The organism is Sellimonas catena, assembly GCF_027924685.1.
GTDB classification, from domain to species: domain Bacteria; phylum Bacillota; class Clostridia; order Lachnospirales; family Lachnospiraceae; genus Sellimonas; species Sellimonas catena.
On record NZ_BSBO01000002.1, the window covers coordinates 48,301 to 70,675 of the forward strand.

Consider the following 22,375-nt stretch of genomic DNA (forward strand, 5'->3'; position numbering starts at 1 on the left):
TAATCCCCCATTTGTAAAAGCTTTATTGCAATCAGGCCTTGTGGCCGAATATCTACATTTTATCATAAAAGGATGCAAAATCCTATAAGCCGGTTGATTTCCGGCCGGAATTTCCTTATACTAAAATCATAGAATAATCCCCATCCGGACATCCGGTGGGGCTTTTCACTGATGGAACGAACTATGTAAAGAGAGGAAAACCAAATGAAGAAAATATTGATGATTGGAACCGGAGGGACGATTGCCTCAAAGCAGACGGAAAACGGACTGGCCCCGGGCCTGACGCCGAATGACATTCTGGCCTGCATTCCTCAGGTGAAACATGTATGTGGGGTGGAGACGCTGCAGGTGTGCAATATCGACAGTACCAATGTAACACCGGAGCACTGGAAGCTGATGGTGGAAGCGGTGGAGAAGCACTACGATGCCTATGACGGGTTTGTGATCTGCCATGGAACCGACACCCTTGCCTACACAGCGGCGGCGCTTTCCTATATGATTCAGAATTCCCCAAAGCCGATTGTCGTGACCGGAGCACAGAAGCCGATCAATATGGACGTGACGGATGCAAAGACCAATCTGCTGGACAGCTTTATCTACGCGGCGGATGACGATTCCGAAGATGTCAGCATCGTGTTTGACGGCAAAGTCATTATCGGAACAAGGGCGAAAAAGGAGCGGGCGAAAAGCTACAATGCATTTTCCAGCATTAATTTCCCGTACCCGGCTGTGATTCAGGACGGTCAGGTGATCCGGTACATCCCGCCGGTACGGCATAAGGGAGAAGTACGGTTTTACCATGACATGAAAGATAGTGTTTATGTGCTGAAACTGGTTCCGGGCATGCGAAGCGGCGTGCTGACTCAGATTCTGGAACAGTATGACTGTGTCGTGATCGAGAGCTTTGGCGTAGGCGGACTTCCGGACAGCATTACTGCGGAAGTCTATGAGGGAATGAAGAAGTGGAAAAAAGAAGGAAAACTGATTGTCATGACGACACAGGTTGTAAGTGAAGGAAGCAATATGACAGTCTACGAGGTCGGAAAAAAGGTAAAGCAGGATTTTGATCTTCTGGAAGCCTATGACATGACACTGGAGGCTACGATTACAAAACTCATGTGGCTGATGGCGCAGCCGGCAAAAGATTATGAGGAAATCAAAAAACGATTCTACAGAATGATTAATCACGATATCCTGTTCGCGGGATTCAGAGAGGATAAGTAAAAGAGTATGGGAAAACGGGAACTAATGCGGGACAGATTGAAGACGCTGTCCGATGAAGCCTATAAGGAATTCAACGACCGGATTTTAAATGCACCGTCCATGCCGACGCTTGGCATCCGGATACCGAAGCTTCGGGAACTTGCAAAAGAAGCGGCAAAAGAGCCGGAGGGCGGATGGCTTGATGAAATGCTCCGGGATCATGGGAGCTGCGTCTATCAGGAAGAGCACATGCTCTTTGGGATGGCTTCCGGATACAGAAAAGCATCCAGAGAAGAACATGCGGCCATGCTCGATATCTGGGTACCGGGAGTTCTGTCCTGGGCGGACTGTGACTGCAGCACTTCCACGTATAAATGGATGGAAAAGGATCCGGAATTCTGGTTTTCCTATCTGGAAAAATGGCTGAACAGCAGCCGGGAATTTGAGCTCCGGTTTGGTGTAATCGCACTGATGGACCATTTCCTGAATGACCGGTATATAGATGAAGTACTGCGCCGGTATGCGGATATCAGGTCAGAAGACTATTATGTCCGGATGGGGATCGCCTGGGGCGTGGCAACCGCATATGTGAAGTACCCGGAAAAAGTACTTGGACTTCTGAAAGAAAAGAAGCTGGATATCTGGACCCACAACAAGGCGATCCAGAAATGCAGAGAGTCGAGACGGGTCAGCGCTCAGGACAAGGAAATGCTTAATGCACTGAAACGAAAACAGGAGGAAGAACATGGGAATACCAGGATTTGACACCGTCTTTCTGGATCTGGACGGAACGCTCATCGATTCGGAGCCGGGAATAATCAATTCAGTAGTCTACGCTCTGAAAAAATTTGGAATTGAAAAGGAACGAAAGGAACTGCTTCCGTTTATCGGGCCTCCGCTTCTCACTTCGTTCCAGAAATACACCGGGCTGAGTGAAACAGAGGCAAGAAAAGCGGTGGAATATTACAGGGAAAATTTCGGAACAAAAGGTGTGTATGAGTACCGTCTGTACGACGGGGTGGAAACCATGCTGCGGGAGCTCAAAGAAGCAGGCCTCCGCATTGTCATGGCCACCTCCAAGCCGGAACATTATGCCGGAATCATTGCCGGAGATGCCGGGATTGAGTCATACTTCACTTACATCTGCGGGGCGACCATGGATGAGAGCAGGCTGACAAAAGAAGATGTCATTGCCTATGCGCTGGAAACGTGCGGAAAAAAACCGGGAGATCCATCGGTTATCATGGTGGGAGACAGGGAACATGACATCCTTGGCGCCAGGACATTCGGACTTGCCTCAGCCGGAGTCCTCTACGGATTCGGAAGCCGGAAGGAGCTGGAGGCGGCCGGAGCGGATATGATTTTTGACTCGGTCGAAGAATTGAAAGAGTTTCTGAAGGGAGAGGCCTAGAACCTTAAGATTCCATGAAAATTCCATGAACTCCTTGACAAATCGGGGGCTGATGACTATGATTATCATAGTTTCATATTTAAAGGTGTTGATAAAGAGGAGTACACACCTGCCCTTGACAGAGAGAATTACCCGCTGGCTGGAAGGTGATTACAAGAAGGAGTTGTGGAAGGTAGCTTTGGAGCCGGATGTCTGAATGTGTCCGATTGAGAGAAAGGACAGTAGGAGATCCCGGAGTAGTTCCCGTTATAGAACGAAGAGATATACATCTGTCAGAGAGGACAGGTGTATAAAAAAGGTGGTACCGCGTTTTGACGCCCTTTACATATGTAAAGGGCGTTTTGTTATTCACAGGAACGCTTGAAATGAGGAGGTAATGATGAGCAGACAGTTGGACAAAACGTACAATCCGAAGGAGATTGAACCGAAGCTTTATGAAAAATGGTGTGAGAATAAGTATTTTCACGCAGAAGTAGACAGGAGCAGAAAGCCGTTTACGACGGTGATGCCGCCGCCGAATATCACAGGAAAGCTGCACATGGGACATGCCCTGGACAATACGCTTCAGGATATCCTGATCCGTTATAAGAGAATGCAGGGATACAATGCCCTCTGGATTCCGGGTACGGACCATGCGGCGATCTCCACCGAAGTTAAGGTGACGAATCAGTTAAAAGAAGAGGGCATCGACAAGAGGGAGCTTGGAAGAGAAGGCTTTCTGGATCGTGTCTGGGAGTGGAAAGAGGAGTATGCAGGGACGATTGAATCCCAGTTAAAGAAACTTGGCGTATCCTGTGACTGGGACAGAGAGCGGTTCACGATGGACGAAGGATGCAGCAGGGCTGTAGAGGAAGTGTTCGTACGCCTTTATGAAAAAGGATATATCTACAAAGGTTCCCGGATCATCAACTGGTGTCCGGTATGCCAGACATCCCTTTCCGATGCGGAAGTAGAGCATGAGGAACAGGCAGGACATTTCTGGCACATCCGTTATCCGATCGTAGGCACGGACAGAAGCCTTGTGATCGCGACGACACGTCCGGAGACGATGCTTGGAGATACTGCGATTGTAGTAAATCCGGAAGATGAACGTTATACCGATATTATTGGAAAGAAAGCGCTTCTGCCGCTTGTAAATAAGGAAATCCCGATCATTGCGGATGCCTATGTAGACAAGGAATTCGGAACCGGTGCCATGAAAGTGACTCCGGCACATGACCCGAACGACTTTGAGATCGGAAAGAGACACGGTCTGGAAGAGATCAACATCATGAATGATGATGCGACGATCAATGAAAACGGCGGCAAGTACGCAGGTATGGGACGCTACGAAGCAAGAGAAGCCATCGTGCAGGATCTGCAAGATCAGGGATATCTGGTAAAAGTGGAAGATTATGCACATAATGTAGGTGTACACGAGAGATGTAAGCAGACGGTCGAGCCGTTAATCAAGCAGCAGTGGTTTGTCAAGATGGAAGAGCTTGCAAAGCCTGCCATCAAAGCGCTGGAAACAGGAGAATTAAAGCTGATTCCGGAGCGTATGAACAAAATATACCTGCAGTGGCTGAACAATATCCGTGACTGGTGTATTTCCAGACAGATCTGGTGGGGACACCGGATTCCGGCATACTACTGCGACGAATGCGGCGAAATGATTGTACAAAGAGGCGGAGCTCCGTCCGTATGTCCGAAATGCGGATGCACGCACTTTACACAGGATGAGGATACACTGGATACCTGGTTCTCCTCCGCGCTGTGGCCGTTCTCTACACTTGGATGGCCGGATCAGACAGAGGAACTGGATTACTTCTATCCGACCGACGTCCTTGTAACCGGATATGACATCATCTTCTTCTGGGTAATCCGTATGGTATTCTCAGGATTTGAGCAGACCGGAAAATGTCCGTTCCACACGGTATTCTTCCACGGCCTGATCCGGGATGACCAGGGAAGAAAGATGAGTAAGTCTCTTGGAAACGGAATCGACCCGCTGGAGATTATCGACGAGTACGGCGCCGATGCACTCCGTCTTACGGTGGTTACAGGAAACGCACCTGGAAACGATATGCGTTTCTATAAAGAAAAAGTAGAAGCAAACCGTAACTTTGCAAACAAAGTATGGAACGCTTCCAGGTTTATCCTGATGAATATGGAAGATAAAGTGATCAGCCGTCCGGATGCCCAGGATCTGACAGCAGCTGACAGGTGGATCCTTTCCAGAGCAAACCGTCTGATCAAAGATGTGACGGAAAACATGGATAAATTTGAACTGGGAATTGCAGTACAGAAAGTATACGACTTTATCTGGGATGAATTCTGTGACTGGTACATCGAGATGGCAAAATACCGTATTTACCATTCCGATGAAAATTATAAGGCAGCCAATGCAGCGCTTTGGACCTTGAAAACGGTTCTTGCGGACGCACTTAAACTTCTGCATCCGTACATGCCGTTTGTGACAGAAGAAATCTACAGTGCCCTTGTTCCGTCAGAAGAATCTCTGATGATGTCTGACTGGCCGGAATACGATGAAGCACTGAACTTCCCGGAGGAAGAAAATATCGTTGATCATGTCAAGGATATTGTAAGGGGTGTAAGAAATGCACGTGCTGAGATGAACGTGCCAAACAGCCGGAAGGCAAAAGTATTTATTGTTTGTGAGAATGAGACACTTTGTGAGGGGTTTGAAACATTAAAAGAATCAGTGAAACCATTGATGAATGCAAGCGATCTCATCATTCAGGGAACGAAAGAGGGAATCTCTGAGGATGCGGTTTCTATTGTAGTTCCGGATGGAGCAGTGTATATGCCGCTTGAGGATCTGATTGATTTTGAACAGGAGAAGGAACGTCTCTTAAAAGAAGAAGAAAAGCTGAAAAAAGAACTTGCCCGTGTAAACGGCATGCTGAACAATGAGAAATTCATGAGTAAGGCGCCGGAGGCAAAGGTCAATGAAGAGCGGGCCAAGCTGGAAAAATATACACAGATGATGGAACAGGTTCAGGAACGTCTTGCATCGATCATGAAATAGCAGACAAGGGGAAATCATGAAGAAAATCCATTTTAAGAAACCGGATATCAAAGGAAAAATAGAGAGACTGCGTCACCTGAGCAGAGAGGATATTAAGAACAATTTGAAAAAAAGAAAAGAACGCCGGCAGCGGATTCTGGAAGAACGCAAAAACAGCGCTTTTTCCAGAAAGATGGCGCCGGTGTACAAGTGGATGAATATTTTTTCCCTTCCGCTTCACGCGGTTTGGGCAATGGTCATCAACCTGATCATTGAAAGTATTTCACGCCATTCTGTTTTCGCGGCATGGAATTATATGGTAGAAACGCCGCTTGTATTTCTTTACAATGCGTTTATGATTTTTGTAACATTTTCAATTGTCTATCTGTTCCGGCGGAGGGTGTTTGTTCGGATTTTGATCAGTGTATTCTGGCTGATGCTTGGAGTTGTAAACGGAGCGATGCTTTTAAAGAGGGTCACGCCGTTTAATGCACAGGACCTGAAGGCACTGACCGAAGGACTGTCCCTGTTTACCAATTATTTTGCTGTCTATGAGCTGATCATTATGGCAGTCGGTGTTGTTGCGGTGATCATATGGGTGATTGCCATGTGGCGCCGGGGCGGACAGTATCAGGGGAAGATGCACAGGTGGCTCGCGCTGGCCGGTGTCGGGATCTGCTGCGGAGCATATGTGGTTTTGACAAATCTTGCGGTTGACCATCGTGTGGTATCGACTTATTTTGGAAATATTGCTTTTGCATATGAAGATTATGGACTTCCGTACTGCTTTTCTGCCAGTCTGTTCAACACGGGAATTGATAAACCGAACGGATACAGTGAAGAGACGATCGATGAGATTAACAAGGACGGAACTTTGACAAAGAGTGAAACAAGTCTGAAAGAAGGCGAGATGCCAAATATTATTTTTGTGCAGCTGGAATCCTTCTTTGATCCGACGGAGGTGGAATTCTACCAGCTCTCCAAGGACCCGATTCCGTTCCTGAGGTCATTGTTTAATGAGTATTCGACCGGATACTTCAAGGTACCGTCTGTCGGTGCGGGAACTGCAAATACAGAGTTTGAGGTATTGACCGGAATGAACATGCGGTATTTCGGACCGGGCGAGTATCCATTTAAGACAAAATTAAAGACGGAAGTCTGCGAAAGTGCGGCAACAGCGCTTTCTGCCCTCGGATACGGAACTCACGGAATACACAATAACGGCGGAAATTTCTACAGCCGTGCGCGGGTGTACAATAATACCGGATTTGATACGTTTACGAGCAAGGAATTTATGAATATCCTTCAGACTACACCGAATAACTGGTCAAAGGATGATATTCTTGTGGAACACATCATGGACGCACTGGATTATGATGAACAGCAGGATTTTGTCTTTACTATCAGTGTGCAGGGGCATGGTGATTATCCGACAGAGAAAGTCATTGAGAATCCGGAGATTACCGTTTCCGGAATGGAAGATGAAGGAAAGCAGAATGCATGGGAATATTATGTAAACCAGATCTATGAAATGGATCAGTTCGCCCGGCACCTTGTGGAAGAGGTGGAAAAAAGAGATGAGCCAAGCGTCATCGTGTTTTACGGAGACCACCTTCCGACCATGGGACTGGAGGCGAAAGATCTGAAGAGCCGGTATCTCTACAATACCAATTACGTGATCTGGGACAACATCGGACTTGAGAAAGAGGACAGAAACATACCGTCCTACCAGATTATGGCAGATGTGTTTGAACGTCTGGGAATCCATTCGGGAACGGTGTTCAACTATCATCAGCAGAGAAGGCAGACAGAAGATTATCTGAAAGATCTGGAACTTCTGCAGTATGACATTCTCTACGGAGAGCAGTACGTGTACGACGGCAACCCGCCGATCACGGAAGGACATATGAGAATGGGCGTCAAGGATGTGACGCTGAATAATATTGTGCCGCAGCCTGGAGAGGAAAATTCCTACAGTCTGTACGGAGAAAATATGACGCGGAACAGTAAGATCTTTGTCAATGGGGAACAGCAGGAAAGCAAGTTCCTCAATAACACTCATGTGGTGTTAAATGACTGTGCTTTGGAGGACGGAGATATCATCACTGTGATCCAGATGGGATCCAGCAGTACGGTATTTGCCACCTCTCAGAAATATGTCTACCAGAACGGAACGCTCACCCTGGCTCCGGAAGAGGAGCAGGATGAGCCGGCAAAGAACTGGGTGGAAGCGTTTGAAGGCACAAGCGATGAGGAATAATATGATGAATTATGAAGAAGCGGTAAACTATATTGACAGGCTTCAGATGTTTGCAAAAAAACATTCCCTGGACCATACGAGAGTATTTTTATCGTATCTGGGTATGCCCCAGCGCGAGAAAAAGATCATCCATGTGGCAGGGACCAACGGGAAAGGAAGCGTGTGCAGATATCTGCAGGCGCTTCTGACCGGAGAGGGGAAGAAGACGGGACTGTTTACTTCCCCTCATCTTGTTACGATCCGGGAGCGGATCCGTATCGGCGAAGAAATGATATCCGAAGAACAATTTGTCCGGATATTTGAGGAAGTTCGAAAAGCCGCCGGAGAGATGGAAAAAGAAGGACTTGGCCACCCGACTTATTTTGAGTTTTTATTCGGAATGGCGATGAAATTCTTTGACGAAGAAGAGGCGGAATATATCATTCTGGAGACAGGTCTCGGAGGAAGACTGGATGCGACAAACAGCATTGAACATCCGGACCTGACCGTGATCACGTCCATCGGAATGGATCATACGGAGATTCTGGGAGATACGATCGAAAAGATTGCTGCGGAAAAAGCGGGAATCATCAAACCGGGTGTGCCGCTGATCTGCGACGCGACAGATGAAAAGGCACTTGGTGTCCTGAAAAAAACGGCGGAAAATGCCGGCGCGGAATGTAGAGAAATCTCGGAAAATGCGTTCAAAATCATGAAAATTACGGGAAAGGATCTTGAATTTTCAACGTCAAATCGGTATGATGATACTGCAATGTGGAAACTGCCGACGACAGCATCGTATCAGCCGATGAATGCAGTGCTCGCGCTGGAGGCAATGAAGCGTCTGGTCAAAGAGCCGACGGCATCGTGGAGGAAGATTCTGGAGACGACGTCCTGGAAGGGAAGGATGGAGGAAGCGCTTCCGGGGATCGTACTGGACGGTGCACACAATATGCCGGCTGTCAGAGCGCTTGCGAAAAGTATCCGGATGCAGGAGAAATTTCGCAGTCCGGATGGAAAGCTGATCGTATTGTTTTCCGCGGTGAAGGAAAAGGACTATCATGAAATGATCCGTTTTGTCTGCCGTGAAATTCCGGCAGATTTGATTGTTGTAACAAAGATTCCGGATGAGCGGGGAGTAAATCCCGGAGAGCTTCAGAAGGATTTTGCTCAATGGACGGACAGCCGCGTGGTAGTCAAAGATACGGTAAAAGAGGCGTGCAGCTATGTCACTGCCTGCAAACGGGAACAGGATCAAGTATACTGTTTTGGTTCCCTGTACCTTGTAGGAGAAATGGAAACATTACTAAGGGAGGCAGCCAGATGTTAAATTTTGAAGAAGAACTGAAGAAATTTCAGCCAAGCCTGGAAGTAGATGAGATCGAAGAAGAGGCCTTGAGTGAGGATCTGACGGATCTGTCGGATCTTTTAAAAGATATCTTGGAAACAACGAGATAACAGAACGGGGAGATATAAATGGATATCAGAGGAGAACTGAGGTACCGGTCCCTGTACTGGTATAATGATGGATTGAGAAAAGCGAAAATACGGGACCTGACAGGAGCAGAAAACTCACTGAAAAAAAGTATTCAATTTGATAAATATAATAAGGATGCAAGGAATCTTCTGGGACTTGTCTATTATGGCAGAGGAGATGTGACGCGTGCGCTTGTTGTCTGGACAGTGAGCCTGAAGCTGGTTCCTGCTGACAATATCGCATCCGACTATATCGATGAATTCAAATCTTCCAGGGGGGATCTGGAAGCAGTCGATCAGACTGCGAAGAAGTACAACCAGTGCCTGCAGTACTGCAGACAGGGAGGGGAAGATCTGGCTGTCATCCAGCTGAAAAAGATCGTAACCGAACACCCTGATTTTCTGAAAGCATATCAGCTTCTGGCACTGTTGTATCTGCACACGGAGCAGTATGCTAAGGCGAGACAGGTGCTCAGAAAGGCACAGAAGCTGGATACGACAGATCCGATCACGCTGAACTATATTTACGAGCTGAACCGGATGCACAGAAAACGTACGTCCGGACAGAAGGATGTGAAGGAACAGCAGACCGTAAGCTATAAACTCGGCAATGAAACAATCATCCAGCCGGTGGAAACAAAAGAACGGGAAAAAGGAATGGCGTTTACGATTGCCAATATTGTCATCGGCCTTGTGGTCGGAGCGGCAGTGATGTGGTTCCTGATTATGCCGGCGGTCAATGAGTCCCAGGCAAGACAGATGAATGAAAGCATTGTGGAGGCAAGCGACCAGATCGCTTCCCAGGAGTCTGAGATCAGCGCCCTGGAAAAGGAGCTGGAAAGCTACCGGACCCAGAGTGATGAGGCACAGACGGCAAAAGAGACCGCGGAGTCCACAAAGAGCAGCTACGAGTCTTTGATGGATATTCAGACCAAATACCGCAACGGCTCGGAGTCGAATGAAAACCTGGCGGATGAGCTTCTGGCCATCAATCAGGATTGTCTTGGAGATCTGGGAAAAGAACAGTTTACAGAACTGACAGAGAGCATTTACCCGTCAGCCTGCCGGAGACAGTACAACCGGGGAGTGGCCAACTCGGATGTGGAAAACTACGAGGCGGCAATCGAGAATCTGTCGAAAGTTGTCAGGATGGACGAGACTTATGACGATGGAAACGCCATGTATCTTCTTGCTCAGGCTTATGAGGAGACAGGCGACACGGAAAATGCAAAGAACTATTATCAGAAAGTAACGGAGCAGTTCTCCGGTACATCTCTGGCGGAGGAGGCGCAGTCGGCTCTTGAGAGCCTGAATGCAGCCGGTTCGGGAAATACAGGAGAATAACAGCCGGATAAAAGATCCGATACTACAAAAGAGGATGGTGCACAGTGTGCATCATCCTCTTTTTGTTCCGGCGGACACCCCGGGAAGGCGGTGTCGTGAAAAACCGGAAAGGAAACAACGGAAAGGGGAGAGACCGCATGAAATATCAGATAGAAGAAAACTGTCTGACAATCTTTCTGCCAAAGGAGCTGGACCATCATCAGACGGAAGAAATCCGCAGGGAGGCAGACCGGCAGATTGAAAGAAATCATGTGAAATATGTGATTTTTGATTTTGGGGAGACAAGCTTTATGGACAGCTCCGGAATCGGGGTGATGATGGGAAGATACAGAAAACTGAGCCTGACCGGAGGAGAAGTCTGGGCGGCGAATCTGAATGACCGGATGAAAAAGATCCTGAAAATGTCAGGAGCTGCAAAGATTATTCGAATTTACGAGGAGGAAAGACAATGAAACAGGATACGAATGAAATGGAGATTATATTTGACAGCTGCTCGGAAAACGAAGGATTTGCCAGGGTGGCAGTGGCATCGTTCATGACACAGCTCAATCCAACACTGGAGGAAGTGGCGGATGTCAAGACCGCTGTCTCCGAGGCGGTCACCAATGCGGTGATTCATGGCTACAATCAGGAAATACATAAAATCTACATCCGATGTGTGACAGCAGGACATGCGCTGGAAATCGAAGTACGGGACGAAGGAAAAGGAATTGAAAATATTGAAGAAGCAATGCAGCCGATGTTTACGACACGGCCGGAACTGGACCGTTCCGGGATGGGATTTGCCTTTATGGAGGCCTTTATGGATGAGCTGGCGGTGGAATCAAGTCCCGGATGCGGGACAACCGTCCGTATGAAGAAAATCATCGGCAAAGGACGTGACGGATGGATCATACCGCAGAGCTGATTGAAAAGGCACATCAGGGTGACGCGGATGCAAGAGCACTTCTTGTAGAAGAAAACGTCGGGCTTGTCTGGTGCATTGTTCGAAGATACAGTGGACGGGGAACCGAGGCAGAGGACCTGTTCCAGATCGGGAGTATCGGTCTGTTAAAGGCGATTGACAAGTTTGATCTGACATACGACGTTCGTTTTTCGACCTACGCGGTACCAATAGAGTACGATAAAGGAAATGACCGGAAAAGCCTTAAAATAAGGGATTTCTGATAAAGGCATTGGATAAAAAAACAGTGCTGTCAGATGTACATTTCGATATCTTATGTTGAAATAACAGTATAGATAAGATATTGAAAATAATTCGGAATTGTTTCTGATAGGAACCTTCTTGAATGAGATGATGACCATTCAAAGGAGGTTTTTTTATGGCAAGAATTATGACAAGAAGAAAAGCCATACCTAAGGCAATCGAATTACTGCAATGTCTGCCACAGACGGAGGAAGTTGTGGAAGTGATACAGGCACTAAAAAAATATTCTTCCACGCCATTGGATAGATGGGATGCAGCCAGTGTATATGAAGCATTAGATGAATGGACAGAATCTCATAATGGTATACCACCGAGAATAAAAGAGTGTGACAGCCATAAAGAGCTACCAAGCCATATGGTCTTTGAAAAGCTTTTTGGAAAAACAGCCAGAGAATTTCTAAATGATTATTATGGTGAGATGGAATACGTAAGGATTGGACGTCATGGAACAAGGTGTGTGGATGATCAATATGATTTTTTGGAAATATTTAAAAACGAATTTGAACGGATACAACCGGCAACGTCAAAAATATATGATGCTTGTAGAAATCCAGAAACACCATCATGGGGAACGATTGCAAGAAGATGTAAAGTGTCTTCCTGGTCAGAGTTGGTTACACTGTCCGGTGTAGAAGCGAATTGCATTAGAAGAAGATATGACACATATAATATTAGAAATAAGTTGAGCGTTTCACAAAAAACGAATTTGGAAACGGATTTGACAGCACACGAACAGCAGGAAGAAAAAGAAAGATTTGAGGCATTGCTGATAAAGACGCATGATTTAACATTGCAGGCTGAAAATCAGAAAAAGGCAGAAAAAGCAGTTTCAAAACATACATTACGAATCGGGAGGAAATAGAGATGGCAAAAGTTATAGCAATAGTCAATCAAAAAGGTGGTGTCGCAAAGTCAACTTCCTGTGTGAATTTAGGAATCGGATTGGTAAAAAAAGGATATAAAGTTCTGGCAATAGATTTTGATCCACAGGGAAGTTTAACAGAAAGTCTTGGATATCAGAATCCAGATGAATTAGAAATAACAGTAGCGACAATTCTTCATTGTGAAATGAATGGTCTTGAATTACCAGAAGGATATGGAATTCTTCACCATGAAGAGGGAATGGACATTCTTCCGGCAAATATTGAACTGTCTGGGGTAGAAGTTAGTCTGGTAAATGTTATGAGCAGAGAATATGTGTTAAAACAGTTTATCAAGACAATTTCGCCAGAATATGATTATATCCTGATTGATAATATGCCATCGCTAGGAATGCTTACTGTAAATGCTCTTGCAGCAGCTGATTCGGTTATCATTCCGGTTATGGCACATTATCTTCCTGTTAAAGGATTGGAACAGTTGATGCAGACCATATATAAAGTTAGAAAGCAGATAAATCGAAAGCTTCAGATTGACGGAATCTTACTTACCATGGTAGATCGAAGAACGAATTTTTCAAAAGAGATTATAGAGTTGCTTCATGATAATTATGGCGAATATATCAATATTTTCAAGACTGCAATCCCGTTTTCGATAAGGGCAGCAGAGACGAGTGCTGAGGGAGTAAGTATTTATAAACACGATCCGAAAGGTCGTGTTGCCGAAGCTTATAAAAAACTGGTAGAGGAGGTGATTGGTGATGGCAGTGAAAGAAAGTAGTGCTTCAAAGATAAAATTCAAAGGGGTAGATGCATTATTCGGATTGTCAGAGGAGCAGGAGTGTGTGCGAGAAATTCCGCTGGACGAGTTGGATACATTCAAGAATCATCCGTTTAAAGTGTTTAGGGATGATAAAATGGAGGAAATGATTGAAAGTATTTCAGAATATGGAGTTCTTGTGCCAGGAATTGCAAGACCTTCAAATTCAGGGGAAAAGGATTATGAATTAGTTGTGGGACACAGAAGAAAATATGCTTGCAGGGAATTAGGACTGAAAACAATGCCGGTCATTATCAGAGATATGTCTGATGATGAAGCAACTGTGGTTATGGTCGATTCCAACATTCAAAGAGAAAATCTGCTATATAGTGAGAAGGCATTTGCATACCGCATGAAGTATGAAGCATTGAAACGTCAGGGTAGACGGACTGATTTAACTTTGGTCCAAGTTGAACCAAAGTTGAAAAAAAGATGGGCAGCTGAGATGGTTGGCACAGAAGTCGGAGAGACAATGAGTACGATCAAACGATATATACGCTTGACCTACTTGTCGAATTACTTGCTGGAGTTTGTAGATAAAAATGAATTGCCATTTACTGTTGCAGTTGATTTATCTTATTTGAAAAGTAATGAGCAGTCATTGTTACTGGCGTTTATAGGAACAACAAAGAAAATGCCAAATGGATCTCAGGCAAAAAAACTGAAAGAACTTAGCCAGCAAAAAGAATTGACTGGAGAAGATATAGAGAAAATTCTTAGAGGAGAAGCAAAAGTGAATTATCAGAAAATCAGTTTTTCAGAAAAGCAACTGCAAAAATATTTTCCACCAGATTACAAGAAAGAGCAAATCGAAAAAATAATTTTCCAGTTATTAGATTCGTGGAAAGCACAAACAGAGCAAAGGGGATGATAAAGTGGAATATGAAAAGCAAATAAGATATAATGATAGACAGATGCAAAGATATCAGGCATATCTTTCTAAAGTACAGAAGATAAACAGATTAGATAAGAGGACGAAAGAAATGACGATTGGAGATGTAATTAAAAAATCAATTCTGCCACTGGCATTTATGGTATTCTGGTTTTGGATGACAAAAACAATTATGAAGGTCAGTGGGCAGACGGATTGGTTCTGGTGGGTATTTATTGCCGGACTTCCATTTGGAATACATAAAATGCGGTTGATTCTAATTCCGAGAGGAATGGATACCACAGCAACACTTGGGATGGCTGCATTAAGTGTCATTATTGGAGCATTGATTGGAAGCATCATGATTCCAGTGTATGTGATCAGAGCGATATACGTGTTTATACGGTATGTCATTGGAAAATAGAATATTAGATTGATAAGAGGCAGGCTTGCGAAAATAAAAATCGTAAGTCTGCCTCTTTTTTTGTGCTTAAAAACAGGCAATTCAGGGGAATTCCCTTTTGCAAATATATATATTCTTGGAGGATTTTTAAGATGAGAGAGCGAATTGAAAGTAAGCATGTAACAAAGGAAATCAAAAGTCAGATGCCAGTGATTCCGGTGGCAATTGTTAAAGAAAGAGGCTGTACGTTCTGTCCATATTATCTGGGCAATTATGAGAAACAGCCACGCTGTATGATGAAAACCTGTGCCTGGGATGATGAAAATGAACGTTTCCATCCAGTTCTTCGTGAACTGATCCCATTTTACAAAGAGAAGATGGAAAAAGCAGAAGAAAAATTCCTGGCAATGAAAAAGATTTACACAACACTGTTAGGAATGTTTGCCGATGAAATGAAGCAAGAAGAGTTGGAAAAAGATGAATGTTACGGATGTGCCTATGGAAAATGTGGACCATGTATCGGTATCTGTTACAAATCAATGAAAGCATAGGAGGGGTAAGCCAATGAATACAACAGTTATTTCCGGGCGATTAGTAAGAAATCCCGGATACAACGAAGTGGAGAATGAAAAAGGACTTCATAAGATTGCCAAGTTTGTTCTGGCAGTCAGAAGAAATTATTCCGATGAAGTCAGTTTCATTCCGGTAAAGGCTTTTGCAAAGAAAGCAGAATTTGCCAGAGATTATCTGATGCAGGGAACGAAGGTCATGGTGGAAGGCGAGATTGTCACAGGTAATTATGAAGATAAGGATACTGGGAAAAAGATCTATACCACCGAAGTGTATGCAAACCGGATTGAATTCGCAGGTGCAAAAATGGTTGACAGACCACCGTTTCCAGAAGATGCGGAAGGGTTCTTAGAGATCCCAGAGGGTATGGAAGAAGAAATGCCGTTTAGATAGAGGAGGATAAAAGATGGTTTCAGTAGATCAGGCGTATATGGTAGGGCATATGAAAAATGCCGATGGAAGTATCAACAACAAAAATGTAGTGCTGTCAGCAGCATGTGAAGCAGCGGAACTGTTCCAGTGCATGATGGCAGTAAATCAGAAACTGGAGGACTGGCAGAGATTTAATCACACCTTGGAGATGCATCTTAGAAGTGTGGAATGTGAGAAAATCCATGATATCTGTCAGGCAGTATACGGAATGAAACATCCGTCCAATGAACTGGAAGGATTGTATCTGGCAAGAGAGGATGAACAGATATGCCTGCTGTACTATCAGGTGTTTGTAGGGATGCTGGAAATCAATATTAATTCAGCCGAAGTGCTGTACAAACAGAAGGAGGAAACAATCAATGAGTAAGATGGAGTATATGCCGGTAGATTGTCTGCAGGTGCCAAAGGTGCTGTTTCAGATGGAAAAATACAAAAATCTGTCAAATACAGCAAAGATTCTATACAGCTTATTTCTGGATCGTTTGAAATTTGCGGTGCAAAATGGCTGGGTAGATCATAACGGGAATCTGTTTGTTATCTATCCCAAAAGTGAAATAAAGAAAGACCTGAATACGACTCGGTATGGAGTAGATCAGGCAGTACAGGAACTGGTTCAGGTTGGTAAACTGGTGCGTATCATTCCAAACAATGGAAAGGCGAACCACTTTTATATCAATGGTATTTATGAAAATGAGATGGAGGAAGAATCAATGATGACATTAGATACTATCATGGCAAATATGCCGCTGGCTGAAAGAGAAATTATTATGGATAAGATGGTGAAAGCATCCAGAGATATTTTTGAAACTATTGCGGATATGGGATATATTGATCAATATGAAACGTCTTTAACTGCAATGGAAAAGCGAGGATACCAGGATGAGCTTGGAGAGATGGATATTGATCAAATTAAGGCTGATGGATATGAGTTTGGTATGGATCTTGCATTTGGAATTCTGGAGGAAAATGAAAATAATCCTGCTCGTGTGTTAGATATCCAGAAATATGTGAACAGACAGTATGAAAGCTGTTCAAAAAAGAAGTTTATGAAGGTCCTGGAAACCCTTGTTCATGCGATGGGGAATGATGAAGGCTTTATTGGTGATATGTATGCTTGTAACAAGAAGGCCAGAAATTATTATTTGGACGAAATGATTCAATCATTCAATTTTGTATTTGATGAGATGTGCCATGGTACAGGCAGTGCAGCAAATTGTGATTTTGATGTAGAAGAGTAGGAAAATATTATGGCAGATTTTGAATATTTCAGAGCAGAAGAATCTGACCAGTTTTCTTTTTTTCGGATACCAAAAGCTCTGTTCACAGAAAAAGAGTTTGCAAGCCTGTCCACAGACGCAAAGCTCCTTTATGGAATTCTGCTTGATCGAATCAGCCTGTCCAAGAAAAATGGCTGGATTGACAGTGAGGGTTATGTCTATATCATTTACACGATCGCAGAATTGCAGGAGCTGTTGCGAATGTCGCATACGACAGTGACAAAGCTTCTATATGAGCTGGATAGTGTGCATGGGATTGGATTGATCGAGCGGTATCGGCAGGGGAATAATCGTCCCTCTGTCATATATGTGAAAAATTTTGTAAAACGGAGTAGAGGAAAGCCAGTAAGATACTTTGTTTCTGGAATGCCAGAAACTGGAAATCCAGACTGCAAAGAATTGGAAATCCGGATTGCAAGAAACTGGAAGTCCGGAACGCAAAAAAATAGAAGTCCGGACTGCAAGAATCTGGATGGAAGTAATACTAAGATAAATAAGACTGAAAAGAATCATACTGATAAGAGTAAGGGCAATACACCCGCTTTGGAAGAAAAATTCAGTCAATATGGTAGATTTAAAAATGTTGTTCTGTCGGAAGCTGAACTACAGGAGTTGACGACGCTATTTCCATGGGATTACCAGAAACGGATTGATCATCTTTCTGTTTATATGAAATCCAGTGGAAAAGAGTATCAAAACCATTTTGCAACAATCTGTCTTTGGGCAGAAAGGGATGGAACCAGGATAGGAATGGATAAATATGAATTTCAGGAAGGAGAAAGCCTGTGATGGAAAACAAAGTAACAGCAGATTATCTGGACGAAGAGGGATGTCTTCATTGTGGCACCTGTGGAAAAAGAAAACAGATGAAAGTCAGTCTGATAGGTTTTGAGCATGTAGTGTCCTGTTTGTGCGAATGCGAGGTAAAAGCCAGGCAGGAACTGGATGAGAAGATGCAGCGGGAAGAAGAACAGCGGCAGCTTTATCAGAGAAAATCCGTCGGACTTCGGGAAAGAAGATTCTGGGAATGGAAATTTGAAAATGACAATAGAAGCAACCAGAAGATACTAATCGCCAGGCAGTATGTAGAAAACTGGACAGATATGAAGAGAAAAAATGTAGGATTGCTTTTGATGGGACCGGTTGGAACCGGGAAGAGCTTTTTTGCAGGCTGTATTGCAAATGCACTTTTGGAACAGGGAGAACGAGTCATGATGACAAACTTTTCCAGGATTTTAAATGAAATGACCAGCTATCAGGCAGATAAGAACCAGATTATACAAAATCTTGTGGATTATCCGCTGCTGATTATTGATGACTTGGGAATAGAACGAAATTCCGAGTTTGCTTTGGAGCAGGTCTATAATGTGATAGACAGCCGCTATTGTAAAATGCTTCCGCTGATCATAACAACGAATCTGGGACTGAATGAAATGAAGTCCACAGATTTGGATACTGCCCATCAGCGTATTTACAGTAGAATACTTGAAATGTGTGTTCCCATCTATTGTGGTGGAGAAGATAAGAGAAAAGAAGAAGGGACAGAAAAACTCGTACAGGTGCAGAACCTGATTACCGGTTAATCTGTCTTTTTTCATTAAAGGGGGTGATTGCCATGATTACAGATTTGGACAGCAGTTGAATCGCTGAAAGGAGGGAAAAGTCATGCAGGAAGAGGTAACTCAGAAAACGGTCACGTTCTGTATTCGGGCTACTAAGATTACGGCAGACCTGTTGAAAAAGGTTCTTGTTGCGTATCTGCGTCATCAGAAGCAGAAATCAGTAGAGAAGAAAGCACAGAAAAATCAGCCGAAACAGGGAAAGGTCACGGTAAAAGAGCTGGCAAAACAGAATGCCGGGATGGTCAATATCGAGATCACGGACAAAAATATCAAGTCCTTTGAACGGTATGCCAGAAAATATGGGATCAATTATGCTCTGAAAAAAGACAAGAGCAAAGAGCCGCCGGTTTATCTGGTATTTTTCAAGGGACGTGATCAGGATGCCCTCAATGCTGCTTTCCGTGAGTTTTCCCAGAAACAGATTCAAAAAGCGAATAAACCTTCCATTCATAAGCGTCTTGCAGCTTACCGGGCAATGATGCCAAAGAAGACGAAGGACAAAGTAAAGAGCCGACATCAGGAACAGAGCCGATGAAGAAACAAAACGGCAATAATCTGATGCAGAAGTGGAAGAATAAAGCTGGGGTCAGGCTGTCCGCCCTGGATAAAAAGAAACTGGTTCTTACGAATCTTCCCTATGTTCTGACCGCTTTTTATGCGGACCGAGCATCCTGCCTATACAGGAGCAGTCCCGGAGAAGATATAGGGAACAAACTGTTATATGCGATGGAACATGCAGATCGGATTTTTACAGGGATTCTGTTGAGTCTTGACCTGAGAGATCTATTGGTTGGAGTTACTGTCGCAGTTGTTTTGAAACTATTAGTTTGGCAGAAACAGTCAGATGCAAAGAAACTTCGGAAAGGAATCGAGTATGGTTCAGCCAGATGGGGAACTGCAGAGGATATCAAGCCTTATATGTCAGATGATCCCTGGATGAATATTCCGTTGACAGCAACAGAAGCACTGACCATGGAGAGCAGACCAAAGCAGCCGAAGTATGCGAGAAATAAAAATATCGTGGTCATTGGTGGCAGTGGTTCCGGAAAGACACGATTTTTTGTAAAGCCGTCGGTCATGCAGATGAATTGTTCCATGGTCATTACAGATCCGAAAGGTACTCTGATCGAAGAGTGCGGGAAGATGTTAGCAAAGGGACCACCTAAGAAAGATAAGAATGGAAATATTATGAAAGATAAATCTGGAAAAGTGGTTCATGAGCCATATGTGATTAAGGTTCTGAATACCATCAATTTTTCCAAATCGCTTCATTACAATCCATTTGCTTATATACGGTCTGAAAAAGATATCCTGAAGCTGGTGACAACAATCATTGTGAATACCAAAGGCGAAGGGGAAAAAGCTTCCGAAGATTTTTGGGTGAAAGCAGAGAAATTGCTGTACACAGCACTGATTGCTTTTATCTGGTATGAAGGGGATGAAGAGGAAAAGAATCTGAATACCCTTCTGGATCTTTTGAACGAAAGCGAAACCCGTGAAGAGGATGAAACTTATCAGAATCCGGTGGATATGATGTTCCAGGAACTGGAAGAAAGAGATCCGCAGCACTTTGCGGTCAGACAGTATAAAAAATATAAAATGGCGGCTGGAAAGACAGCGAAAAGTATTTTGATATCCTGTGGAGCCAGACTTGCCCCATTTGATATCGCAGAACTTCGTGAGATCATGTCTTACGATGAAATGGAACTGGATAAGATCGGAGACAGGAAAACAGCCTTGTTCTTGATTATGTCCGACACAGATACAACCTTTAACTTTGTGATTGCCATGTTACAGTCACAGCTTTTCAATCTGCTTTGCGATAAGGCAGATGATGAATATGGTGGAAGACTTCCGGTGCATGTGCGTGTCATCGCTGATGAGTTTGCCAACATCGGACAGATTCCTCAGTTTGACAAGCTGATTGCAACCATACGAAGCAGGGAAATCTCTGCTTCTATTATTTTGCAGTCCCAGAGTCAGTTAAAGGCAATGTATAAGGATAGTGCAGATACCATTCTGGGCAACTGTGATACCACACTATTCCTTGGTGGAAAAGAGAAAACTACCTTAAAGGAAATGAGTGAGCTTCTGGGGAAGGAAACCATTGACCTGTATAACACTTCGGAGACGAGGAGTAATCAGAAGTCCTTTGGATTGAATTACCAGAAAACAGGCAAACAGCTGATGACGGAAGATGAGATTGCAGTCATGGATGGAGGAAAATGTATCCTGCAGATCCGTGGTGCCAGACCATTTTTCTCGGATAAATATGATATCACGAAACACAAAAACTATCGGCTTCTTGCAGATGAAAACGAGAAGAACCGGTACAAAGTAGAGAAAGAGTTAAATCCGCAGTACACACCGAAACCCGAAGAAGAGGTGGAAGTGATTCATGTAGAACTGTCGGAGTAACCTTGGGAATGAACGAAAAATAATGAGGAAAGGAATAACTGACATTAGGTGCGCCGGCTTTTTAGTCGGTGTTTTTTCATTCCCGTAAACACCTGAAAGAAGTCAGTTTTGGTTTATGAATATATGGCATTTTTTAGCAGTGCAATTACAACTTTAAAAACTCTTGTAGTCGCAATCGGCGCAGGTCTTGGTGTGTGGGGTGTCGTAAACCTTCTGGAAGGATATGGAAATGACAATCCCGGCGCTAAGAGCCAGGGCATCAAACACTTAATGTCTTCTATGTGAAAAGATTTTAAAGGAAAAATGCACATCCTACGCAGATAACATGACAATTTCATGAAAAGCGAAAGGAAATCATTATGAAAATCGAATACACAAAAGTTGGAGACTATTATTTACCGAATCTATACTATCCAGAGGAAATCAGACCGATTGGCTGCTGGGGAATGCTTCGGAAGGAATATCTGAAAGAACATAAATCTGGAACTTATACATATCTTCTTCTGACCGCCAGACTGGACAGCTATCTGGCAGATCTGAATGAACAGGCACAGGAACGCTTTGAGCTGATTGAAGCTCAAATGCGAAGTGCGGAGAGAGTTACCGAGGAACTGAAGAGACAGAATTCTATGGAATGGGTACGCCACTGCAACAATATCCGCAACCGGGCTGCTGAAATCATCAAGCAGGAACTGATTTATATATAAGGGGGATTCCAGATATGAGAAGAGAATTGATTGAAAGTTATTATGAAGAATACCAGCGGGAATTGGAAAGATTTCTTGAATCTGATCCGGAGATGATTTCTCTGGAAGCAGAAATTCATCATTACATAGATATACTGGAACCAGTCCTCAGAGATGCCGGACAGGAGATGTGGCAGACATTGGACAGAATTATTTCAGCGAAAAATGCCATGGAAGGGATTGTGGCAAAAGAAATGTATATCCGAGGATTTCTGGATTATGAAAGGCTGGTGTGTGAAAAGGACTGTAAAATTTAAATATTCATCTTACAAGCACTGACTGTAACGGTCGGTGCTTCTTTTTTGATTTTTTAAAAAATCATCTGACATTCTTCAAGTCCCCACGTGTGATTAGTAAGAAAAATAAATTTTTCTGCGAAAGTACCGTCCAAAGATACTCTGAAACTTGCAATTAGTGAGAGAATAGTTCATTTTTGCGAAAAAAACTT

25 protein-coding genes, 1 pseudogene and 1 other annotated feature are annotated in these 22,375 nt (G+C 44.0%); all 26 genes and pseudogenes read left to right on the top strand.

The features are described from left to right. The first annotated feature begins 204 nt into the window (after positions 1-204). The 26 genes and pseudogenes from Selli1_RS01505 (at position 205) to Selli1_RS01630 (ending at position 22,184) form a co-directional block, all read left to right on the top strand. Entirely contained in the window at positions 205-1,224 is a 1,020-nt protein-coding gene (locus Selli1_RS01505; RefSeq protein ID WP_087167719.1) for an asparaginase, read from the top strand. Positions 1,225-1,230: 6 nt separating this feature from the next. Beyond that, positions 1,231-1,968, top strand: a complete 738-nt coding sequence (locus Selli1_RS01510; RefSeq protein ID WP_087253443.1) for a DNA alkylation repair protein — start codon at positions 1,231-1,233, stop codon at positions 1,966-1,968. Beyond that, positions 1,949-2,614: an HAD hydrolase-like protein gene (locus Selli1_RS01515; RefSeq protein WP_138373322.1), complete on the top strand. Its 666-nt coding sequence runs from the start codon at positions 1,949-1,951 to the stop codon at positions 2,612-2,614. Before Selli1_RS01510 ends, Selli1_RS01515 begins: the two co-directional genes overlap by 20 nt. Positions 2,615-2,693: 79 nt before the next feature. Then, positions 2,694-2,939, top strand: a binding site (T-box leader). 54 nt (positions 2,940-2,993) lie between these two features. Further along, positions 2,994-5,645 carry a valine--tRNA ligase gene (locus tag Selli1_RS01520; RefSeq protein ID WP_281872144.1) on the top strand — a complete coding sequence of 884 codons (2,652 nt, stop codon included), beginning with the start codon at positions 2,994-2,996 and terminating at the stop codon, positions 5,643-5,645. Between the two features lie 16 nt (positions 5,646-5,661). After that, positions 5,662-7,884: an LTA synthase family protein gene (locus Selli1_RS01525; protein ID WP_281872145.1), complete on the top strand. Its 2,223-nt coding sequence runs from the start codon at positions 5,662-5,664 to the stop codon at positions 7,882-7,884. A 1-nt stretch (position 7,885) separates the two neighbouring features. After that, positions 7,886-9,193: a bifunctional folylpolyglutamate synthase/dihydrofolate synthase gene (locus Selli1_RS01530; RefSeq protein ID WP_330677421.1), complete on the top strand. Its 1,308-nt coding sequence runs from the start codon at positions 7,886-7,888 to the stop codon at positions 9,191-9,193. Continuing rightward, the gene (locus Selli1_RS01535) at positions 9,187-9,321 is read left to right on the top strand and encodes a hypothetical protein (protein ID WP_255396431.1); all 135 of its coding nucleotides are present in this window, start codon (positions 9,187-9,189) and stop codon (positions 9,319-9,321) included. The genes Selli1_RS01530 and Selli1_RS01535 overlap by 7 nt, the downstream gene beginning before the upstream one ends. A gap of 18 nt (positions 9,322-9,339) precedes the next feature. Next, positions 9,340-10,683 (top strand): tetratricopeptide repeat protein, encoded by a 1,344-nt coding sequence (locus Selli1_RS01540; protein ID WP_281872146.1) that lies wholly within the window; start codon positions 9,340-9,342, stop codon positions 10,681-10,683. A 137-nt stretch (positions 10,684-10,820) separates the two neighbouring features. Next, positions 10,821-11,135 (top strand): STAS domain-containing protein, encoded by a 315-nt coding sequence (locus Selli1_RS01545; protein ID WP_087167746.1) that lies wholly within the window; start codon positions 10,821-10,823, stop codon positions 11,133-11,135. Further along, positions 11,132-11,590, top strand: a complete 459-nt coding sequence (spoIIAB, locus tag Selli1_RS01550) for an anti-sigma F factor (RefSeq protein ID WP_138373325.1) — start codon at positions 11,132-11,134, stop codon at positions 11,588-11,590. The genes Selli1_RS01545 and spoIIAB overlap by 4 nt, the downstream gene beginning before the upstream one ends. Continuing rightward, positions 11,569-11,799: pseudogene (locus Selli1_RS01555) on the top strand (sigma-70 family RNA polymerase sigma factor); the annotation flags it as partial. The gene spoIIAB and the pseudogene Selli1_RS01555, both read left to right, overlap by 22 nt. Before the next feature lie 206 nt (positions 11,800-12,005). Then, positions 12,006-12,752: a hypothetical protein gene (locus tag Selli1_RS01560; RefSeq protein WP_008688040.1), complete on the top strand. Its 747-nt coding sequence runs from the start codon at positions 12,006-12,008 to the stop codon at positions 12,750-12,752. Positions 12,753-12,754: 2 nt separating this feature from the next. Further along, on the top strand, positions 12,755-13,549 hold the full coding sequence (locus Selli1_RS01565) for a ParA family protein (RefSeq protein WP_117457753.1): 795 nt from the start codon (positions 12,755-12,757) through the stop codon (positions 13,547-13,549). Then, positions 13,530-14,459: a ParB/RepB/Spo0J family partition protein gene (locus Selli1_RS01570; protein WP_008688042.1), complete on the top strand. Its 930-nt coding sequence runs from the start codon at positions 13,530-13,532 to the stop codon at positions 14,457-14,459. The genes Selli1_RS01565 and Selli1_RS01570 overlap by 20 nt, the downstream gene beginning before the upstream one ends. A 112-nt stretch (positions 14,460-14,571) precedes the next feature. Further along, the gene (locus tag Selli1_RS01575; RefSeq protein ID WP_008688043.1) at positions 14,572-14,883 is read left to right on the top strand and encodes a DUF6050 family protein; all 312 of its coding nucleotides are present in this window, start codon (positions 14,572-14,574) and stop codon (positions 14,881-14,883) included. 131 nt (positions 14,884-15,014) lie between these two features. Continuing rightward, entirely contained in the window at positions 15,015-15,413 is a 399-nt protein-coding gene (locus tag Selli1_RS01580) for a hypothetical protein (protein ID WP_008688044.1), read from the top strand. A 13-nt stretch (positions 15,414-15,426) separates the two neighbouring features. Then, positions 15,427-15,825 carry a single-stranded DNA-binding protein gene (locus Selli1_RS01585; protein WP_005344165.1) on the top strand — a complete coding sequence of 133 codons (399 nt, stop codon included), beginning with the start codon at positions 15,427-15,429 and terminating at the stop codon, positions 15,823-15,825. A gap of 13 nt (positions 15,826-15,838) precedes the next feature. Continuing rightward, positions 15,839-16,231, top strand: a complete 393-nt coding sequence (locus Selli1_RS01590) for a hypothetical protein (RefSeq protein ID WP_008688048.1) — start codon at positions 15,839-15,841, stop codon at positions 16,229-16,231. Beyond that, on the top strand, positions 16,224-17,102 hold the full coding sequence (locus Selli1_RS01595) for a replication initiator protein A (RefSeq protein WP_024728267.1): 879 nt from the start codon (positions 16,224-16,226) through the stop codon (positions 17,100-17,102). Before Selli1_RS01590 ends, Selli1_RS01595 begins: the two co-directional genes overlap by 8 nt. A gap of 9 nt (positions 17,103-17,111) precedes the next feature. Further along, positions 17,112-17,930: a replication initiator protein A gene (locus Selli1_RS01600; protein ID WP_055156955.1), complete on the top strand. Its 819-nt coding sequence runs from the start codon at positions 17,112-17,114 to the stop codon at positions 17,928-17,930. Then, complete coding sequence (locus tag Selli1_RS01605; RefSeq protein ID WP_281872147.1) at positions 17,930-18,724, top strand: ATP-binding protein; 795 nt, start codon at positions 17,930-17,932, stop codon at positions 18,722-18,724. The genes Selli1_RS01600 and Selli1_RS01605 overlap by 1 nt, the downstream gene beginning before the upstream one ends. An 82-nt stretch (positions 18,725-18,806) precedes the next feature. Continuing rightward, positions 18,807-19,298, top strand: a complete 492-nt coding sequence (locus Selli1_RS01610; RefSeq protein ID WP_024720793.1) for a PcfB family protein — start codon at positions 18,807-18,809, stop codon at positions 19,296-19,298. Then, positions 19,295-21,181, top strand: coding sequence for a VirD4-like conjugal transfer protein, CD1115 family (locus tag Selli1_RS01615; RefSeq protein ID WP_281872148.1), 1,887 nt, complete (start codon positions 19,295-19,297; stop codon positions 21,179-21,181). The genes Selli1_RS01610 and Selli1_RS01615 overlap by 4 nt, the downstream gene beginning before the upstream one ends. Before the next feature lie 108 nt (positions 21,182-21,289). Beyond that, a complete protein-coding gene (locus tag Selli1_RS01620) occupies positions 21,290-21,466 on the top strand; it encodes a Maff2 family mobile element protein (RefSeq protein ID WP_430393042.1) in 177 nt (58 codons plus the stop codon). 74 nt (positions 21,467-21,540) lie between these two features. After that, positions 21,541-21,888, top strand: coding sequence for a TnpV protein (locus Selli1_RS01625; RefSeq protein ID WP_281872149.1), 348 nt, complete (start codon positions 21,541-21,543; stop codon positions 21,886-21,888). Between the two features lie 14 nt (positions 21,889-21,902). Further along, a complete protein-coding gene (locus Selli1_RS01630; RefSeq protein WP_270245971.1) occupies positions 21,903-22,184 on the top strand; it encodes a hypothetical protein in 282 nt (93 codons plus the stop codon). Positions 22,185-22,375: the final 191 nt, after the last annotated feature.

Excerpts from the sequence above, each read along its gene's own strand:
- Selli1_RS01505 (WP_087167719.1), top strand. The coding sequence starts at position 205 with ATGAAGAAAATATTGATGATTGGAACCGGAGGGACGATTGCCTCAAAG.
- Selli1_RS01510 (WP_087253443.1), top strand. The coding sequence starts at position 1,231 with ATGGGAAAACGGGAACTAATGCGGGACAGATTGAAGACGCTGTCCGAT.
- Selli1_RS01515 (WP_138373322.1), top strand. The coding sequence starts at position 1,949 with ATGGGAATACCAGGATTTGACACCGTCTTTCTGGATCTGGACGGAACG.
- Selli1_RS01520 (WP_281872144.1), top strand. The coding sequence starts at position 2,994 with ATGAGCAGACAGTTGGACAAAACGTACAATCCGAAGGAGATTGAACCG.
- Selli1_RS01525 (WP_281872145.1), top strand. The coding sequence starts at position 5,662 with ATGAAGAAAATCCATTTTAAGAAACCGGATATCAAAGGAAAAATAGAG.
- Selli1_RS01530 (WP_330677421.1), top strand. The coding sequence starts at position 7,886 with ATGATGAATTATGAAGAAGCGGTAAACTATATTGACAGGCTTCAGATG.
- Selli1_RS01535 (WP_255396431.1), top strand. The coding sequence starts at position 9,187 with ATGTTAAATTTTGAAGAAGAACTGAAGAAATTTCAGCCAAGCCTGGAA.
- Selli1_RS01540 (WP_281872146.1), top strand. The coding sequence starts at position 9,340 with ATGGATATCAGAGGAGAACTGAGGTACCGGTCCCTGTACTGGTATAAT.
- Selli1_RS01545 (WP_087167746.1), top strand. The coding sequence starts at position 10,821 with ATGAAATATCAGATAGAAGAAAACTGTCTGACAATCTTTCTGCCAAAG.
- spoIIAB (WP_138373325.1), top strand. The coding sequence starts at position 11,132 with ATGAAACAGGATACGAATGAAATGGAGATTATATTTGACAGCTGCTCG.
- Selli1_RS01560 (WP_008688040.1), top strand. The coding sequence starts at position 12,006 with ATGGCAAGAATTATGACAAGAAGAAAAGCCATACCTAAGGCAATCGAA.
- Selli1_RS01565 (WP_117457753.1), top strand. The coding sequence starts at position 12,755 with ATGGCAAAAGTTATAGCAATAGTCAATCAAAAAGGTGGTGTCGCAAAG.
- Selli1_RS01570 (WP_008688042.1), top strand. The coding sequence starts at position 13,530 with ATGGCAGTGAAAGAAAGTAGTGCTTCAAAGATAAAATTCAAAGGGGTA.
- Selli1_RS01575 (WP_008688043.1), top strand. The coding sequence starts at position 14,572 with ATGACGATTGGAGATGTAATTAAAAAATCAATTCTGCCACTGGCATTT.
- Selli1_RS01580 (WP_008688044.1), top strand. The coding sequence starts at position 15,015 with ATGAGAGAGCGAATTGAAAGTAAGCATGTAACAAAGGAAATCAAAAGT.
- Selli1_RS01585 (WP_005344165.1), top strand. The coding sequence starts at position 15,427 with ATGAATACAACAGTTATTTCCGGGCGATTAGTAAGAAATCCCGGATAC.
- Selli1_RS01590 (WP_008688048.1), top strand. The coding sequence starts at position 15,839 with ATGGTTTCAGTAGATCAGGCGTATATGGTAGGGCATATGAAAAATGCC.
- Selli1_RS01595 (WP_024728267.1), top strand. The coding sequence starts at position 16,224 with ATGAGTAAGATGGAGTATATGCCGGTAGATTGTCTGCAGGTGCCAAAG.
- Selli1_RS01600 (WP_055156955.1), top strand. The coding sequence starts at position 17,112 with ATGGCAGATTTTGAATATTTCAGAGCAGAAGAATCTGACCAGTTTTCT.
- Selli1_RS01605 (WP_281872147.1), top strand. The coding sequence starts at position 17,930 with ATGGAAAACAAAGTAACAGCAGATTATCTGGACGAAGAGGGATGTCTT.
- Selli1_RS01610 (WP_024720793.1), top strand. The coding sequence starts at position 18,807 with ATGCAGGAAGAGGTAACTCAGAAAACGGTCACGTTCTGTATTCGGGCT.
- Selli1_RS01615 (WP_281872148.1), top strand. The coding sequence starts at position 19,295 with ATGAAGAAACAAAACGGCAATAATCTGATGCAGAAGTGGAAGAATAAA.
- Selli1_RS01625 (WP_281872149.1), top strand. The coding sequence starts at position 21,541 with ATGAAAATCGAATACACAAAAGTTGGAGACTATTATTTACCGAATCTA.
- Selli1_RS01630 (WP_270245971.1), top strand. The coding sequence starts at position 21,903 with ATGAGAAGAGAATTGATTGAAAGTTATTATGAAGAATACCAGCGGGAA.